The organism is Salinispora tropica CNB-440, from assembly GCF_000016425.1.
Lineage (GTDB): Bacteria > Actinomycetota > Actinomycetes > Mycobacteriales > Micromonosporaceae > Micromonospora > Micromonospora tropica.
In genome coordinates this window covers 2,155,928-2,172,751 of record NC_009380.1, presented here as the reverse complement: position 1 = coordinate 2,172,751, position 16,824 = coordinate 2,155,928, and the positions used below count along the sequence as shown (strand labels likewise).

Sequence of the window (16,824 nt, the reverse complement as noted above, 5' to 3'; positions counted from 1 at the left end):
AAGTCCAAACCAACCCACCAACACACAGCAGGCCAACCCAGACCAAAAACGGCACTGGCTTTCCAAACACCCTGTTGAGTTCTCAAAGAACAACCACACACCACCAGAACCCCACAACAGGGCCCCACCGGAGGCAACCGCTCCACCTGCCACTCTCGCGCCAGGCACTCTTACTACGTTACCCGATGGTTTCTGCCGTGTCAAACCGCTTTGCGGCGGTCTGTCGACTTCATCCACTTTTGGGCACCACGACACAGCCGACTTTCCGTCGCCTTCGTCGTGGTTTTGGCAGACCGGCCGCTCGCAGTTTCCCGCTAGCGCGCCCGGCTCCTGCCGGCCGCTAACCTTACCCGGTCGGTTTCGCCTCGCCAAGTCCGCCTATCGGCGAACCTGGGGCACCGCCCAAGTGGACCACCGCGCCGTGAGGCTCGGTCAGTCCGAGAGGTCGCTTCCAGCGCTCCGGCCGCTCGGGGCATCCGCCCCTTTCGTCCGTTCCGCGCTGGCAGAGAGAAAGTTACGCGTCCGAAGGAGTTGCCGTCAAATCCGCCGGACGCGTCCCCGGTCACATCATCAGGATCTAACTATTTTCGCAGTTCAACACCGGCGAAGGATCGCTTCCCCCGACGCAGGACCAGGTAGCGATCGTGCAACAGGTCCGCCGGAGCGACAGTCGCCTCCGTCGAGGACACCCGGTTGTTGTTCAGGTAGGCACCCCCCTCAGCGATCACCCGACGGGCTTCCTTGTTGCTCGGCACCAGACCAGACTCCTTGAGTAGCCCGACCACGTCGGGCAACTCGTCGAGGTGGACCAGGCCCGCCTCGGTCAGGGCGGCGCGCAGCGTCGCCGGCGAGAGATCCGCCAGCGACCCTCGGCCGAACAACGCCTGGCTCGCGGCGACCACCTGAGCCATCTCCCGCTCGCCGTGCACCAGGGTGGTCAGCTCCTCGGCAAGCGCCCGCTGGGCGACGCGTGCGGCAGGCCGCTCCGCTGCCTCCTTCTCCAACGCCTCCAGCTCGGCCCGGGGACGGAAGCTGAAGTAGCGCAGGTAGCGGGCGACGTCGCGATCCTCCGCGTTGACCCAGAACTGGTAGAACGCGTACGGACTGGTCAGCTCCGGGTCGAGCCAGACCGCTCCGCCCTCGGTCTTGCCGAACTTCGTACCGTCCGACTTGGTGACCAACGGCGTGGTGAACGCCTCCACCGGCCCCGCGCCCCGACGACGGATGTAGTCGACGCCAGCAGTGATGTTGCCCCACTGGTCGGAGCCACCGAACTGAAGCTGACACCCGTGGCGGCGGTGTAGTTCGAAGAAGTCGTTGGCCTGGAGCAGCTGGTAGCTGAACTCGGTGAAGCTGATCCCGCTCTCCAGTCGGGCCCGCACCACCTCGCGTGCCAGCATCCGGTTGACCGGGAAGTGCTTGCCGACATCCCGCAGGAACTCCACCACCGACATCTCGCCGGTCCAGTCCAGGTTATTGACCAGCTGCGCCGCGTTCGCCCCCTGGTACGACACGAAGGGGGCCAGCTGATCCCGGATCCGGGCCACCCAGCCGGCCACCACCTCGGGCGAGTTGAGAACCCGCTCGGCGCTCTCCTTCGGGTCACCGATCTGCCCGGTCGCCCCGCCGACCAGCAGCAGCGGCCGGTGACCGGCGAGTTGGAGCCGCCGGGCGGTGACGACCTGCATGAGGCTACCGACGTGCAGGCTCGACGCGGTCGGGTCGAAGCCCACATAGAAGGCCGCCCCCGGGCCGTCGAGCAACGCGCGCAGCTCGTCGAGGCCGGTGGAGTCCTGGATCAGGCCACGCCAGCGCAGATCGTCGAAGAGTGTGTCCCGCCCTTGCGGCGGGGGACTGGTGTCGGTCACAATCCCCAATTCTCCCGCATGACCAGCCGGCCCGACTACCGGGATTACCGGCCCGCTATGCTGGCCGCCCCGTAACGACGAAGGGCTATGCCATGGACGAGCCAGATCTGAACGGCGGCTTCGTGGCGCTGCTGGGGCTGAGCTACGACGAGGTCAGCGCCGACCGGGTGGTCCTCCACTGGCAGGTCCGCCCCGAGCTACACCAGCCGTACGGCATCCAGCACGGCGGCGTCTACTGCTCGGTGGTCGAGACCGCGGCGAGCATCGGCGGGGCCACCTGGCTGGGCGACCGGGGGCAGGTCGTCGGCGTGTCGAACCAGACCGATTTCCTGCGCGCGGTCCGGTCGGGCGAGCTGACCGCCGTTGGCACCCCGATCCACCGCGGCCGCAGTCAACAGCTGTGGCAGGTGGAGATCACCGACGACGGTGACCGCCTGGTGGCGCGCGGACAGGTCCGGCTACAGAATCTGGCGACGGCGACCTGAGAACCGCGGCCGGTGGCCCGTGCTACGCGGTAGCGGGGAGATCCAGCACGTACGCGTCGCCCTGCCGGCGGAAGCCGAGCCGGTGGTAGTAGGGGGCGATCATCCCCGGCGGGCTGATGACCTGCCGGAACCCCTGGTTGGTGAAGAGCTGGCTACGCCGGTACACGAACTCGCCCGGGGTGAAGTCCCGGAACCGCTGGGTGACGTAGTCGAGGTCGATCTGGGCCACCCCGCCCGGCTCCGCGTGCGCCAGCACCACCCCGACCACCTCGTCGGCCTTGACGACCAGGAACGCCGAGCGCTTCCCGCTTCGGTGCCAGGTGAAGCCGGGGTTGAACCGGGCGATGTCGGCCGCGTGTACCCGCAGCGTGTGGGCCAGGAACTGGTCGTCAACGCCCACCTCGACCACCTCGTAGGTCGCCGCGTCATGACGGGTCGCCAGCATGCCCCGCAGGTACCACACGTTGATGACGGCCAGCACGACGTTCAGACCGACCATCGGCCATACCGCAGCCGCCGCGTTGTAGCCGATCAACACGACACAACCGACGAGATTCAGGACGCGCAACCGGAGAATAGCGGTCTGCAGCAGCGACCAGACCAACACCGCGGAGCCGGCCCAGCCGATCAGTTCCAGCCAGTTCACCTCGGCGAGGGTAGTACCTCAGCTCAGCGCGGGTGATGGGGCCGGGCCGGCGAACTCCAAGATCCATTCCTGGACCTCGGCGCCACGTCCGGGGGCGTACCCCTGGTCCTCACCGGTGACGACGAAGCCGCACTTGCGGAGCACGGCGAGGGAGGCGCGGTTGTCTTTGGCCACCCGGGCGCGCACCGGCCGGCGGGGCAGCTCACCCAGCAGGACAGTGAGCGCACCGGTCGCGTACCCCCGACCCCAGCGACCCGGATCGATCCAGTAGCTGATCTCGGTGCGTCCGTCGGCGGGAAAGGCGTGCACGTGGCCTACCACCTCACTGCCGACAACCACCGTCCGCGACACCACCGTCGGGTCGGTGCGGATCCGCTTCCAGTGCGCGTCGAACGCGGTCCGGTCGGCGGGGTCGGCCGGACCGAACGCCGCCATCCAACTGGCCTCGACGTCCTGCTGGTGGAGGAAGAAGAACGGCAGATCATCGTCGAGTACGGGGCGCAGGCGCAGATCGGCGGACACCGCGCGATGGTAGCTCCGGCCGAAAACGCCGGGGCGAGGGACCATTGGCCCCGGGCTTGGGCCGACCGCCCCTGATTGGGCGGTGGCCGACCCGGCAGGCTAAAGGTGAACGAGCCGAAGGAGGCCGACATGATGACGAGCAACGCCGGAGCCCCGGTTGTGGTGGGTGTGGACGGCTCCGCCGCCGCGCTGGACGCGGTCCGGGTAGCGGTACGCGAGGCGGAGTACCGGCAGCGCCCGCTACGGGTGGTGCACGCCTTCATCTGGCCGTTGACCGGTGCCCCGTTGACCCCGGTTCCCGGCGCCCCGGTCACCGCCGGGCTGCGCAATCAGGCCGAACAGTATGTGACAGAGGCTGTGGAACAGGCCCGCAAGATCTCCCCCGACCTGCGGATCACTGGTGTCGTGGTCGACGGCGCGCCGACCCCGGTGCTGATCGAGGAGGCGCAGGGAGCGGTGCTGACGGTGCTCGGCCACCGGGGACTGGGCGGCTTCGCCGGGCTGCTACTCGGCTCGGTCACCGTGCAGGTCTCCGCCCGGGCGACGAGCCCGGTGCTGGTCGTCCGAGGTGAACCGCGCGCGGACGGCCCGGTCGTGGTGGGTGTGGACGGTTCGCAGCTGTCCACCGAGGCGGTCGCCTTCGCATTCGAGGAAGCGGCCCGCCGGGATGCTCCGCTGGTAGCCCTGCACGCCTGGCTCTTCCCCACCCCCGTCGGCCCGGGAGACATCCTGCCCCTGGTCTACGACCTGGACGCCGTCGAGGGTGAGGAGGAGCGGACTCTCGCCGAGTCGCTCGCCGGCTTCGCCGAACAGTATCCGCAGGTACAGGTGCGGCACCGGGTCGTGCGGGGTTCTCCGGCCCGGGTGCTGGTGGAGGCGTCGAAGAGCGCCCAGTTGGTGGTCGTCGGCGCACACGGGCGCGGCGCCCTCGGCGGGCTGCTACTCGGCTCGGTCAGCCACGCGGTCCTGCATCACGGGCACAGCCCACTGGCCATCGTCCGACGCCCCACCGGATAGCCGTACGGGCGCGGCACGCACGAGGCGTCCTCGTCGACGTTCGTTGCCCGCAACGACCGGGCCAGCCGCACCGGCCCAGGGGACAATAGGCCGATCGAGTCCGAAAGGGGTGCTGATGAACCGACCCGTAGTGGTAGGAGTGGACGGCTCACCGTCGAGCCTGGTGGCGGCGGAGCATGCCGCCCGCGCCGCGGTGCTGCGGTCGCGACCGCTGCACCTGGTGCACGGCTACCTGCATCCGTCGGGGTACGGGGTTCCGATCAACCCGTACGAGTTGGGAATTCCGAAGCCGAACGACGAGGCGCAGTCGATGCTGGATCAGCTAGCGGCCGACCTGGCCGACCGCTGGCCCGGGCTGACCACCGAGGTACGGCAGGTCGCCGGCGGGCCGGGAGCCACGCTGGTGGAGGAGTCCCGCCGAGCGGAGCTGGTCGTGGTGGGTAGCCGGGGTCACGGCGGCTTCGCCGGGCTGCTGCTCGGCTCGGTCGGTTCTCAGGTCACGGCGCACGCCCAGAGCCCGGTGCTGGTGGTCCGCCCCACCGAGGGGCCGATTGCGGTGGGCGGGCCGGTGCTGGTCGGGGTGGATGGGTCGGAGTTGGCGGAGGTGGCGGTCGGGCAGGCAGCCGACGAGGCCACCCGGCAACAGACCGAGCTGGTGCTGGTGCACGTCCACCCACCCGGTGCGACCGACGCCGCGGAGGTGCTCGACACCGCTGCGGCGGCGGTCCGCGGCAGCCATCCGGGGCTGACCGTGACCACCCGACAGCTGCGGGCGGAGAAGCCGGACCAGGCGCTGATCGACGCGAGCCGGGACGCTGCCCTGATGGTCGTGGGCAGCCGGGGGCGGGGCGGGTTCACCGGGATGCTGCTCGGCTCGGTCAGCCAGTCTCTGGTGCAGCACGCCCACTGTCCGGTGCTCGTGGCCCACCCGTACGGTCGAGCACGCTGACCGATCAGGGCTGACGGCCACCGGTCCCGCTCGGGCGCGAAAGCTCATCGGAACACCCCAGCCGTGGACGGCTGGGGTGTTCGTCGTTGGGCCCGGTCGTTTTGATGGTTTCGGCCTGAACGGTCCGGTGCCATTGTTCGCGTGTGACAGCCCTTCATGCCCACGATATGAAGCGGCGATAGAGGTCGGTCGCCTTGTTGACCTTTGATAGCTGCGGATCCGCCTCGGTCATCAGCGCGCTCAGGTAAACGCGCAGCGCAACCAGGTTGTCGCGGTACTCGACCAGGAGGGCGGCTCTGGCCGCCGGGCAGGGCCACTCGGCCCGGCAGGTGTCGCATCCCCACAGGGGCCGCATCGGAAGGTGTGGCCGGTCCGCGGTGGTGTCCCCCGGAATCGGGCGTGGGGGCCAGGGGCTGGTCGTCATCGCAGCACCCGGATCATGATGGCGGCCACGACGATCACCAGGATGAGCGCCGCGATCACCCGGTGCCGGGTGGTGGCTGGCGGTGCGGGCGTGGTCGGTGTGGTCGCCTGCACCCGGTCGCCGTCGGGCAACGGAGGCGTGCCGTGGGGGTCGGGATGTGCGCGCCGATCGACGGGTGGGTTGTCGCCGTCCATCACAGGCTCCTCAGTCCGGCGAGGACAGCCTCAAGTACATCGACGCCCGGATAGGAGGTGTAGTACACCCGCGCACGACCCACCGCACGATCGCCAGCCCCCACCCCCAGCAAACGCTCTGGATCCTCTGGCACCGCATCCTTATACCCACTGTGGTTGATCGAGTTAGTGGACACGATTCCGGTATCCCCGACTGATAGCTGTTCGGTGGTGGCTGGCATTACAGACTCCCGGACGTGAATGGGTGTTGGTAGACCGACCCCCACACCCTTGGATACGGGGGACGGTCCGACAGCGCCTCCGGCGGGCTCAAGCACCTCTACCGGCCCACGCCATCTACAAAGCACCATGCCGGAGGGTTGCGGCACAGCAACACCGCGTAGCACTATGTGCTCAGAACATCTGGGACGAACACAATGGGGTCTGGAATGAACCGTGTCGTACAGATTGCCATGGCCGAGGCGGGCGAAACCGCCGACAGCATCGCTGCTCGGGTTGGAGTTGACCCGAAGACCGTTGCCCGGTGGGTGACCCAGGGACGGATACCTCAGACGCGGCACCGTGCCCAGGTGGCCGAGCTCCTCAAGCGGGACGTATTCGATCTCTGGCCGGACGCTCAGAGACGCAAGGAGCCCGCCTGGTTCCGCCCGTGGACCGAAGTCGAACGAGACGCCGTTGGGCTACGGTGGTTTGAGTCGGCTGTGCTGCCAGGGCTGCTACAAACCGAGGAGTACGCCCGCGCCGTCCTCAGCAGCGGCCCCCTGATCAGCGATGTGGAGAACCACATCGGCATCCGACTACAGCGGCAGGCCGCCGTGTTCGAGCGTCCCCGACGGCCGCTGTCCGTTTTCGTGATCGACGAGGCCGCACTGCGCCGTGGCGCACGAGAGATCATGGAGCCTCAGCTCGATCACCTCATGATGATGGCTCAACAACCGAACGTCATGGTGCACGTACTACCGCTTGACGCCGGCCTACACCCAGGTCAAGCCGGACCGTTTGTCATCGCCACCTCACCGGACGGTGATGATGTCGGCTACGTGGACGACCAGGCCGCAGGCCGCATCACGAAGGACGTGGCGATGCTGTGGGCGGTCTGGGATACCGTAAGGTCGGTTGCGCTTCCACGTAACCAAACCATCGACTTCCTGAAAGCGCGATCATGGCTGACCTGAGCAGCGCCCAGTGGCGCAAGAGCACCCGTAGCAGCTCCAATGGCGGGGCATGTGTCGAGGTCGCCGACAACCTTTTCGGCATCGTCGGCGTCCGGGACAGCAAGGACCCGACCGGGCCAGCGTTGGTGTTCGGGCCGGCAGCGTGGCGGGCGTTCGTCGCGCAGCTCCCCGAGCAGCACTGACCCACCACCAGCACGAAGGCCTGACTCCCTGCGAGTCGGGCCTTCGCGCTATCGGGCACCGGGGCGAACCGGCCGTCGCCGGGGTACGTGGCGGCGGTAGGCGCTGACGGTCGGGTCACCGGCGATCCAGAACCGCCACGGCACGTCGTGCGCCCCGGTGACACCGACCCGTGGCCCGGCCGCCACGGCCGTTTCCGGCACCGGTTCGAGGGGTGGACGCAGCCGAATCGGGCCGTCGCCGAGCAGGTACCGCCCGTACGCCGACCGGTCGATGCCCAGCGCGGCGCAGAGCCGGGCCGGGCCTCGCGCGAGCTCGCGGTCGGATCGTGCCGTCGGACGACGGGACCGGGCCTGGGCGTGGCCGGTGACGACCTCCCCCGCCCGCACCAGCACCGCCGCGGCCTCGCCTTCCGGCCCCGTCACCACGTTCAGAGCCCAGTGCATGCCGTACGTGAAGTAGACGTAGACGTGCCCGGCCGGGCCGAACATCGCCGCGTTGCGGGGAGTACGCCCCCGGTGGGCGTGCGAGGCCGGGTCCTCGGCCGTGCCCGCGTACGCCTCGACCTCGGTGATGCGGAGGGTGACCCCGCCGGCGTCGAGCTGGACGCCGAGCAGGCTCCGCGCCGCCGGCACGACCGGCCCGGCGAGCAGGCCCGCCAGCTGCGCGAGACCATCCGCGGGTTCGGGGTACGCCGTCACAGCCGCGACGCTACCCCGGGAGGTGTGGGCTGCCCGCGCGGGTAGCCCACACCTTCGGTGCGCTGGTCAGCGGGGGACGACCCGTTCGGCGGCCCACTCCCGCCAGCCGGCGAGCTGGTCGGCGGCGGCGGCGAGCTGGTCGGCGACCGGTCCCGGGCCGGTGGAGCCGGGGGTGATGCGGGCGGCGAGCGCGCTCCGGACCGACAGCACGTCGCGCACCGACGGGTCGAGGTGCTCGCTGACCGCGGCGAGGTCGGCGTCGGAGACCTCGTCGAGCGCGCAGTCCCGGGCCACGCAGAGCGCCACCAACCGGCCGGTGATCTCGTGTGCCTCGCGGAACGGCACCTCACGGCGGACCAGCCAGTCGGCCACCTCGGTGGCGAGCGAGAAGCCCTCCGGCGCGGCGGCGACCAGCCGGTCGACCCGTACCGTCATCGTGGAGATCATCCCCGCGAGGGCCGGCAGGAGCAGCTCCAGCGTGTCCACCGCGTCGAAGGCGGGCTCCTTGTCCTCCTGCATGTCCCGGTCGTAGGTCATCGGCAGGCCCTTGAGCATGGTGAGCACGTTCACCAGCCCGCCGACGAGCCGGCCGGACTTGCCTCGGGCCAACTCGGCGATGTCCGCGTTCTTCTTCTGCGGCATGATCGACGAGCCGGTGGCGAAGGCGTCATCCAGCTCCACCCAACCGAACTCCCGCGACGTCCACAGCACCACCTCCTCGCCGAGACGAGACAGGTGCACGCCGATCAGCGCGGTGGTGAAGAGGAACTCGGCGACGAAGTCCCGGTCGGCCACGGCGTCCATCGAGTTGGCGAAGGACGTGCGGAAGCCGAGTTCCCGGGCGACCGCCATCGGGTCCAGCGGCAGGCCGGAGCCGGCGAGGGCACCGGCTCCGAGCGGACTGACCGCGGTGCGGTGGTCCCAGTCACGCAGCCGCTGGAGGTCGCGCAGCAGCGGCTGCACATGGGCGAGCAGCCAGTGCCCGAAGGTGACCGGCTGGGCGGGCTGCAGATGCGTCATGCCCGGTGTTGCGGTGTCCACGTGCCGTCCGGCCTGCTCGACCAACGCCTCGGCCAGCTCGACCAGCGCAGCGGCCACGCCCCGGGCGTGGTCGCGCAGGTAGAGCCGCAGGTCCGTGGCGACCTGGTCGTTGCGGGAGCGGCCGGCGCGCAGTTTGCCGCCGAGCCGGCCGAGTCGTTCCAGCAGCCCCCGCTCCAGGGCGGTGTGCACGTCCTCGTCGTCAACCGTGGGCCGGAACGTGCCGGCGGCGCAGGCGGCCTCCAGGTCGTCCAGGGCCGCCAGGATCTGTCCCAGCTCCTCGGCGTCCAGCAGGCCGGCACCGGCCAGGACCCGGGCGTGCGCCCGGGATCCCGCGAGGTCGTAGGGGGCGAGCCGCCAATCGAACTGCACGCTCACCGACAGCCGGGCGAGTGCCTCGGCCGGGCCGCCCGCGAAGCGGGCTCCCCACAGGCTGGTCCGATTGGTGGCTGCGCTGTTCTCGGTCAGGCTCTTGTCGTCCACCCCGCCCATTGTGGCAGCGCTCACCGCGCCCCACCCAGCCGGGCGTCCCGCGCCGCCGACAACTTGCTGGGCAGGCCCCACAGCTGCACGAACCCCTTGGCCAGGGACTGGTCGAAGGTGTCACCGGTGTCGTAGGTGGCCATGCCGAAGTCGTACAGGCTGGCCTCGGACCGCCGGCCGGTGGCGGTGACCCGCCCGCCGTGCAGGGTGAGCCGTACCTCGCCGGAGACGTGCTGCTGCGCGTCGTCGACGAAGGCGTCCAGCGCGTCCTTCAGCGGAGAGAACCACAGGCCGTCGTAGACCAGCTCGCCCCAGCGCTGGTCCACGCTGCGCTTGAACCGGGCGAGGTCCCGCTCGACGGTGACCGCCTCCAGCTCCTGGTGGGCGGTGATCAGCGCGATCGCGCCCGGCGCCTCGTACACCTCGCGGCTCTTGATCCCCACGAGCCGGTCCTCGACCATGTCCAGCCGGCCGACGCCCTGCGCGCCGGCACGCCGGTTCAGCTCCAGGATCGCCTGGTACGGGGTGACCGTCTCCCCGTCGATGGCGACCGGGTTGCCGGCGTCGAAGGTGATGACGACCTCGTCGGCGTCCCGCGGCTCGGCCGGGTCAGCGGTGTACGAGTACAGGTCCTCGATCGGCGGGTTCCAGATGTCCTCCAGGAAGCCGGTCTCGACGGCACGGCCCCACAGGTTCTGGTCGATCGAGTAGGGCGACTTCGCCGACACGTCGATCGGCAGCCCCTTCTCCTCGGCGAACGCGATCGCCTTGTCCCGGGTCCAGGCGAAGTCCCGGGCTGGGGCGACGATCCGCAGATCCGGGGCGAGCGCCCCCAGGCCGACCTCGAAGCGAACCTGGTCGTTGCCCTTGCCGGTGCACCCGTGCGACACGATGGTGCCGCCGTGTTTGCGGGCAGCGGCCACCAGGTGCTTGACGATCAGCGGCCGGGACAGGGCGGAGACCAGCGGGTACCGGTCCATGTAGAGGGAGTTGGCGCGGACCGCGGGCAGGCAGTACTCGGCGGCGAACTCCTCACGCGCGTCAACCAGCTCGGACTCCACGGCCCCGCAGTCGAGCGCCCGCTGCCGGATCGCCTCCAGGTCCTCACCGCCCTGCCCGACGTCGACCGCCACGGCGATCACTTCGGCGCCGGTCTGCTCGGCCAGGTACGGGATCGCGACGGAGGTGTCCAGCCCTCCGGAGTACGCGAGAACGACCCGCTCAGTCATGGTGTGTGCTCCTTTCAACGTTGTCTTCGCGGCGGGCCCAGCCGGCGAGTTGGTCGCCGAGCGCGGCTCCGCCGTCGGCCTCGCGGGCCACGACGAGGATGGTGTCGTCGCCGGCGATCGTGCCGACGACCTCGGGCAGGCCTGCGCGGTCCAACGCGCTGGCCAGGAACTGGGCCGCGCCGGGCGGGGTACGGAGCACAGCGATGTTGCCGCTGGCGTCAACCCCGTTGAGCAGCTCGCGCAGCAGGCGCACGAGACGCGCCGGGGCGGTCTCGGCCTCCCGCAACGGACGCTGGCCGTCCTCTGGGATCAGATAGACGCCGCGTCCGTCACCGCCGCGTACGGTCACCGCGCCGAGTTCCTTGAGATCCCGGGAGAGGGTCGCCTGGGTGGCCTGGATACCGTCACCGGCCAACAGGTCGCCCAGCTCGGTCTGCGAGTGGATCGCCTTGTCCCGGATCAGCTCGACGATGCGGGCGTGCCGGGCGGCGCGGGTCAGCGGGGCGGTCATGCCGTCTGCCTGATGGTGCCGCCCGACGCCGGTGCGTCCAGGGATGTCCGGAGGAGGAACGTCAACAGCGCCTTCTGGGCGTGCAGCCGGTTCTCCGCCTGATCGAAGACGGCGCTCTGCGGGCCGTCGAGCACCTCATCGGTGATCTCGTCACCGCGGTGCGCGGGCAGGCAGTGCAGCACGATCGCGTGCGGCGCGGCGTGTGCGAGCAGCGCGGTGTTGACCTGGTACGGGCGGAACGGGATGACCCGGTCCAGCCCGTCGGCTTCCTGTCCCATCGAGGTCCAGGTGTCGGTGGCGACCACGTCGGCGTCGCGGACCGCGACCACCGGGTCGGTGCCGGTGCGCACCGACCCGCCGGTGCCGGCGGTGATCTTCTCCGCCCGGGCCAGCACGGCTGGGTCCGGGCTGAACCCGACGGGCCCGGCGATCCGGACGTGCATGCCGGCGGCGGCGCCGGACAGCAGGTACGAGTGGCACATGTTGTTCGCCGTGTCGCCCACGTACGCCAGCGTCCGTCCGGCGGTGCCGCCGAAGCGTTCGCGGATGGTGAGAAGGTCAGCCAGGAGCTGGCACGGGTGGTACGTGTCGGTGAGCGCGTTGACCACCGGCACGGTGGCATGCGCGGCGATCTCGGCGATCCGTTCGTCCCCGTGGGTCCGCAGCACGATCGCCGCCACGTAGCGGGACAGCACCCGTCCCGCGTCGGCGAGGGTCTCGCCACGGCCGAGGTGGGTCACCTGGCTGTCCACCACCATCGGATGCCCGCCCAGCTCGGCGATGCCGGCGTCGAAGGACATCCGGGTACGCAGGCTCTGCTTGTCGAAGAGCACCGCCACCGATCGCGGGCCGGCCAGGGGCCGGTACCCGAAGCGGTCCGCCTTCATGCCGGCGGCCAGGTCGAGCACGGTCGCCTGTTCGGCAGGGGTTAGGTCGTCGTCCCGAAGGAAGTGCCGGATCATGCCCTGACCTCCGTTGTGGTTGGGGTGATCGGGGTCGGAATTCTGGCCGGTCGGGCCGGCGGACCGGGGTTGCCCGGGCCCGTTGACCGGGGCCCGGCGACCGGGGTCGAGCCGGCGGCGGCGCGGGTCGCGTCGAGGGCGGCCGGCAGGGCGGCCAGGAAGGCGTCGGCCTGGTCGGCGGTGAGGATCAGCGGTGGGGCGAGCCGGACGATGCCCGGCTGCACCGCGTTGACCAGGAAGCCCGCCTCCCGCAGCGCCTCGACGGTGACCGCCGCGACCGGCGCGGTCAGCACGATCCCGAGAAGTAGGCCGGCGCCCCGCACCTCGGCGACCAGTGGATGGTTGAGCGCCTGGATACCTCGCCGTAGCTGGGCGCCGACCCGCTCGACGTGGTCGAGCAGCCCGGTGCCGGCGATCGTGGACAGCACCGCCAGCCCGGCGGCGCAGCTGATCGGGTTCCCCCCGAAGGTGGTGCCGTGTGAGCCGGGGCGCAGGAGGTCGGCGGCGGGACCGAAGGCGATGCAGGCGCCGAGCGGCAGGCCACCGCCGAGGCCCTTGGCGAGCGTCATCATGTCTGGTTCGATGCCCTCGGCCTGGTGGGCGAACCAGTGCCCGGTACGGCCGATCCCGGTCTGCACCTCGTCGAGCACCAGCAGGGCGCCATGCTCGGCGGTGATCCGACGGGCCTCCGCGAGGTAGCCGGCGGGCGGTACGACGATACCGTTCTCCCCCTGGATCGGCTCCAGGATCACCATCGCGGTCGCGTCGGTGACGGCCGCCGCCAGTGCGGCGCTGTCGCCGTACTCGACGTGGGTGACGGCGTCGGGCAGTGGACGGAACGGGTCGGCCTTGGCCGGCTGGCCGGTAAGCGCCAACGCCCCCATGGTGCGGCCGTGGAAGCCGCCGCGGGTCGCGACGACCTCGGTACGTCCGGTGAGCCGGGAGATCTTGAATGCCGTCTCGTTCGCCTCGGCGCCCGAGTTGGCGAAGAAGACCCGTCCCGGCCGGCCGGCGAGGGCGAGCAGAAGCTCGGCCAGGGCCACCGGCGGCTCGGCGACGTACAGGTTTGACACGTGCCCCAGCGTGGCGACCTGTGTCGAGACGGCGGACACCACCGCCGGGTGGGCGTGGCCCAGGGTGTTGACGGCGATACCGCCGACCAGGTCCACGTACTCCTGGCCAGCCTCGTCGACCACGACGGCGCCGGCCCCGCCGACCAACGCCAGCGGCGGCGTGCCGTAGTTGTCCATCATGGATTCTTGCCAGCGGTCACGGAGCGGGCTCATCCGGGAGTCACCATGGTTCCGAAGCCTTCCGAGGTGAAAATCTCTAGCAACACGGAGTGCGCGACCCGCCCGTCCACGACATGCGCGGCGGGCACGCCCCCGCGCACCGCCCGCAGGCACGCCTCCATCTTGGGGACCATCCCCGACTCCAGGGACGGCAGCAGCTTCGCCAGTTCGTCCGCGGTGACCTCACTGACCAGGCTGGACCGGTCCGGCCAGTTCGCGTACAGGCCCGGCACATCGGTCAGGACGACCAGCTTGCGCGCCCGCAGGGCGATCGCCAGGGCCGCGGCGGCGGTGTCCGCGTTGAGGTTGTGCGGCACGCCGTCCGCATCCGGGGCCACCGTCGAGAGCACCGGGATCCGGCCGGCCTCGAGCAGGTGGGTCACCGCCGAGATGTCCGCCGACTCCACATCGCCGACCTGGCCGATGTCGACCGGCTGCCCATCGACGTACGCCTGCCGTCGGACCGCGGTGAACAGACCCCCGTCCTCGCCGGAGAGCCCCATGGCGAACGGACCGTGCGCGTTGATCAGCCCGACCAGTTCCCGGCCGACCTGGCCCAGGAGCACCATCCGGACCACGTCCATCACCTCCGGGGTGGTGACCCGCAGCCCACCCCGGAACTCGCTGTCGATGCCGAGCCGGTCCAGCATGACCGAGATCTGCGGGCCGCCCCCGTGCACCACGACCGGCTTCAGGCCCGCGTAGCGGAGAAAGACCATGTCCGCGGCGAACTCCCGCCGCAGCTCTGGGTCGGCCATGGCGTTGCCGCCGTACTTGACCACGACGCACGAACCCGCGAAACGGGCCAGCCACGGCAGCGCCTCGATCAGGGTGGCGGCCTTGGCCTGAGCGCCGGTGAGATCCGCGGTGACACTCATGCCCGAACCTTCCTTCCGTCCAAGGTTGCGGTGCCGCACCAACACACGGCGATCCTCGTGGTCACGACGAGTACGCCGAGTTCTCGTGCACGTACCCGTGTGACAGGTCGTTGGTCCAGATTGTCGCCGCGGCCGCGCCTGCCCGCAGGTCGATGCAGATGGTGACGTCCACGCCCCCGAGGTCGACCTTCGACCGATCCTCGGCGGCGGCGCCGTCCCGGCACACCCACACCCCGTTCACGGCCACATCGACCCGCTCTGGCTCGAACGCCGCAGCGGTGGTGCCGACCGCGGCGAGGATTCGTCCCCAGTTCGGGTCGTTGCCGAACAGCGCGGTCTTGACCAGGTTGTTCCGGGCCACGGTCCGGCCCACCTCGACGGCGTCGTCCTCGCTCGCCGCGCCGACCACGTCGATCGTGATCTGCTTGGTGGCGCCCTCGGCGTCGGCGACGAGCTGCTGCGCGAGGTCGTGAGCGACGGCGGTGACCACGGCGGTCAGCTCGGCCTCGGTGGGCACGACGCCGCTCGCACCGCTGGCCAGCAGTAGCACCGTGTCGTTGGTGGACATGCACCCGTCCGAGTCGACCCGGTCGAAGGTGACCCGGCAGGCGGCCCGCAACGCCGCGTCCAGGGTCTCCGGGTCAGCCACCGCGTCGGTGGTGAGCACGCTGAGCATCGTGGCCATCGCCGGGGCGAGCATGCCCGCGCCCTTGGCCATGCCACCCACGGTGAAACCCGCACCGTGTGCGACCCCGTTCTTCGGCCGGGAGTCGGTGGTCATGATGGCTTCGGCGGCTGCCGGGCCCCCATCCTGGCTCAACGTCCCGACTGCCGTACGCACTCCGGGCAGGAGCCGGTCCATGGGCAGCCGCTCGCCGATCAGACCGGTGGAGCAGACGGCCACCTCACCCGCACCGAGGCTCGAGCCGGGGGCGACGGCGGTCAGCACCGCCGCGGTGTGCTCCGCGGTGGCGTGGGTGTCCTGGAAGCCGCCGGGGCCGGTGCAGGCGTTGGCGCCGCCCGAGTTGAGTACCGCGGCGCGGACCAGACCGCCCTGGACGACCTGCTGGGTCCAGAGCACCGGTGCGGCCTTCACCCGGTTGTTGGTGAAGACACCGGCCGCCCCGGCGTGCGGGCCGTCGTTGACGACCAGGGCGACATCGGCCGCCCCACCCTCCTTGAGCCCGGCGGACACTCCGGCCGCCCGGAATCCGCGGGGAGTCGTGACGCTCATGGGCTAACTCCCCAGACAGACAGACCGGTGGTCTCCGGCAGACCGAGCATGATGTTGGCGTTCTGCACGGCCTGCCCGGCCGCGCCCCGACCGAGGTTGTCCAGGCCGCTGACCACGATCAACCGCCCGGCGTCCACGTCAACGGTCGCCTGCAGGTGGCAGGAGTTGGAGCCGAGGGTCGCGGCGGTGTGTGGCCACCGCCCCTCGGGCAGCACGTGCACGAAGGGCGCGTCCGCGTACGCCTCGGCGAGCACCGCCTGCGGGTCGACGTCGCGTACGGGCACGGCGGTGACGGTCGCGAGGATCCCCCGTGGCATCGGCGCCAGCACCGGGGTGAACGACAGGCTGGTCGCCCCGGTCGCCTGCTTGATCTCCGGAACGTGCTGGTGCGCACCGACCCGGTACGGCGACAGGTCACCCATGACCTCACCGGCGATCAGGTGCGCCTTGGCGGCGCGACCGGCGCCCGAGGCACCGGAGGCGGCCACCACCACCACGTCGGCCGGCTGAGCCGCACCGGCGGCGATCAGCGGGGCGAGCGCCAGGACGATGGCGCTGGCGTAGCAGCCGGGGTTGGCCACCCGGGTCGTGGCGGCGATCCGCTCGCGCTGGCCCGGCAGCTCGGGCAGACCGTAGGTCCACTGCCCGGCGTGGGTACCGCCGTAGTAGTTGGCCCACGCGTACGGGTCGGCCAACCGGTGATCGGCACCGAGGTCAACCACGCGCACCTTTGGCGGCAACTGCGCGGCCAGCGTTGCCGACTCACCGTGCGGCAGCGCCAGGAAAACCAGGTCGGCATCGGCCAGGGCAGCCGGGTCGGTCTCGGCCAGAACCAATTCCAGCCCGGTCAGCTGCGGATGCACGGTGTCCAACCGGTGTCCGGCCTGGCTGTGCGCGGTGGCGGCGACCAGGTCGAACTCCGGGTGCCCGGTGATCAGGCGCAGCAGTTCTCCCCCGGCGTAACCGCTCGCCCCAGCGACCGCAACTCGGATCCCCATACCTACCTCCGTATGACAATGCAGTGAAGGTTAGCAGC

Annotated in this window: 19 protein-coding genes; 5 read left to right on the top strand and 14 right to left on the bottom strand. The window is 70.6% G+C overall.

The window, feature by feature from the left end; genetic code table 11:
* Positions 1-581: 581 nt before the first annotated feature.
* Complete coding sequence (gene tyrS, locus STROP_RS09600) at positions 582-1,868, bottom strand: tyrosine--tRNA ligase (RefSeq protein WP_011905797.1); 1,287 nt, start codon at positions 1,866-1,868, stop codon at positions 582-584.
* Between the two features lie 92 nt (positions 1,869-1,960).
* Here tyrS and STROP_RS09595 point away from each other — a divergent pair, with 92 nt between their 5' ends.
* Positions 1,961-2,353, top strand: a complete 393-nt coding sequence (locus tag STROP_RS09595; RefSeq protein ID WP_011905796.1) for a PaaI family thioesterase — start codon at positions 1,961-1,963, stop codon at positions 2,351-2,353.
* 22 nt (positions 2,354-2,375) lie between these two features.
* Here the strand turns inward: STROP_RS09595 and STROP_RS09590 are convergent, their stop codons facing one another.
* On the bottom strand, positions 2,376-2,999 hold the full coding sequence (locus STROP_RS09590; protein WP_011905795.1) for a hypothetical protein: 624 nt from the start codon (positions 2,997-2,999) through the stop codon (positions 2,376-2,378).
* Positions 3,000-3,017: 18 nt separating this feature from the next.
* On the bottom strand, positions 3,018-3,521 hold the full coding sequence (locus STROP_RS09585; protein WP_026274991.1) for a GNAT family N-acetyltransferase: 504 nt from the start codon (positions 3,519-3,521) through the stop codon (positions 3,018-3,020).
* 132 nt (positions 3,522-3,653) lie between these two features.
* Here STROP_RS09585 and STROP_RS09580 point away from each other — a divergent pair, with 132 nt between their 5' ends.
* Positions 3,654-4,538, top strand: coding sequence for a universal stress protein (locus STROP_RS09580; protein WP_026274992.1), 885 nt, complete (start codon positions 3,654-3,656; stop codon positions 4,536-4,538).
* A gap of 109 nt (positions 4,539-4,647) precedes the next feature.
* Entirely contained in the window at positions 4,648-5,487 is an 840-nt protein-coding gene (locus STROP_RS09575; RefSeq protein WP_018830301.1) for a universal stress protein, read from the top strand.
* 154 nt (positions 5,488-5,641) lie between these two features.
* Here STROP_RS09575 and STROP_RS09570 read toward each other — a convergent pair whose 3' ends face one another.
* Entirely contained in the window at positions 5,642-5,911 is a 270-nt protein-coding gene (locus STROP_RS09570) for a hypothetical protein (protein ID WP_011905791.1), read from the bottom strand.
* The gene (locus STROP_RS09565) at positions 5,908-6,105 is read right to left on the bottom strand and encodes a hypothetical protein (protein WP_018830307.1); all 198 of its coding nucleotides are present in this window, start codon (positions 6,103-6,105) and stop codon (positions 5,908-5,910) included. The genes STROP_RS09570 and STROP_RS09565 overlap by 4 nt, the downstream gene beginning before the upstream one ends.
* A gap of 428 nt (positions 6,106-6,533) precedes the next feature.
* Between STROP_RS09565 and STROP_RS09560 the strand changes: the two genes are divergently transcribed.
* Complete coding sequence (locus tag STROP_RS09560) at positions 6,534-7,280, top strand: Scr1 family TA system antitoxin-like transcriptional regulator (protein ID WP_043535303.1); 747 nt, start codon at positions 6,534-6,536, stop codon at positions 7,278-7,280.
* Positions 7,268-7,462, top strand: coding sequence for a DUF397 domain-containing protein (locus STROP_RS09555; RefSeq protein ID WP_011905789.1), 195 nt, complete (start codon positions 7,268-7,270; stop codon positions 7,460-7,462). The genes STROP_RS09560 and STROP_RS09555 overlap by 13 nt, the downstream gene beginning before the upstream one ends.
* A 48-nt stretch (positions 7,463-7,510) precedes the next feature.
* Here the strand turns inward: STROP_RS09555 and STROP_RS09550 are convergent, their stop codons facing one another.
* The 9 genes from STROP_RS09550 to argC form a co-directional block, all read right to left on the bottom strand.
* Positions 7,511-8,161 carry a DNA-3-methyladenine glycosylase gene (locus tag STROP_RS09550; protein ID WP_011905788.1) on the bottom strand — a complete coding sequence of 217 codons (651 nt, stop codon included), beginning with the start codon at positions 8,159-8,161 and terminating at the stop codon, positions 7,511-7,513.
* A gap of 66 nt (positions 8,162-8,227) precedes the next feature.
* Positions 8,228-9,691, bottom strand: a complete 1,464-nt coding sequence (gene argH / locus STROP_RS09545; RefSeq protein ID WP_011905787.1) for an argininosuccinate lyase — start codon at positions 9,689-9,691, stop codon at positions 8,228-8,230.
* Positions 9,692-9,702: 11 nt separating this feature from the next.
* A complete protein-coding gene (locus STROP_RS09540; protein WP_011905786.1) occupies positions 9,703-10,911 on the bottom strand; it encodes an argininosuccinate synthase in 1,209 nt (402 codons plus the stop codon).
* Positions 10,904-11,422, bottom strand: a complete 519-nt coding sequence (locus STROP_RS09535) for an arginine repressor (protein WP_011905785.1) — start codon at positions 11,420-11,422, stop codon at positions 10,904-10,906. Before STROP_RS09535 ends, STROP_RS09540 begins: the two co-directional genes overlap by 8 nt.
* Positions 11,419-12,384: an ornithine carbamoyltransferase gene (argF, locus tag STROP_RS09530; protein ID WP_011905784.1), complete on the bottom strand. Its 966-nt coding sequence runs from the start codon at positions 12,382-12,384 to the stop codon at positions 11,419-11,421. The genes STROP_RS09535 and argF overlap by 4 nt, the downstream gene beginning before the upstream one ends.
* Positions 12,381-13,670, bottom strand: a complete 1,290-nt coding sequence (locus STROP_RS09525; RefSeq protein WP_011905783.1) for an acetylornithine transaminase — start codon at positions 13,668-13,670, stop codon at positions 12,381-12,383. The genes argF and STROP_RS09525 overlap by 4 nt, the downstream gene beginning before the upstream one ends.
* Positions 13,667-14,554, bottom strand: coding sequence for an acetylglutamate kinase (argB, locus tag STROP_RS09520; RefSeq protein WP_026274995.1), 888 nt, complete (start codon positions 14,552-14,554; stop codon positions 13,667-13,669). The genes STROP_RS09525 and argB overlap by 4 nt, the downstream gene beginning before the upstream one ends.
* A 61-nt stretch (positions 14,555-14,615) precedes the next feature.
* Entirely contained in the window at positions 14,616-15,788 is a 1,173-nt protein-coding gene (argJ, locus tag STROP_RS09515) for a bifunctional glutamate N-acetyltransferase/amino-acid acetyltransferase ArgJ (protein WP_011905781.1), read from the bottom strand.
* Positions 15,785-16,786, bottom strand: coding sequence for an N-acetyl-gamma-glutamyl-phosphate reductase (gene argC, locus STROP_RS09510; protein ID WP_011905780.1), 1,002 nt, complete (start codon positions 16,784-16,786; stop codon positions 15,785-15,787). Before argC ends, argJ begins: the two co-directional genes overlap by 4 nt.
* Between the last annotated feature and the right edge of the window lie 38 nt (positions 16,787-16,824).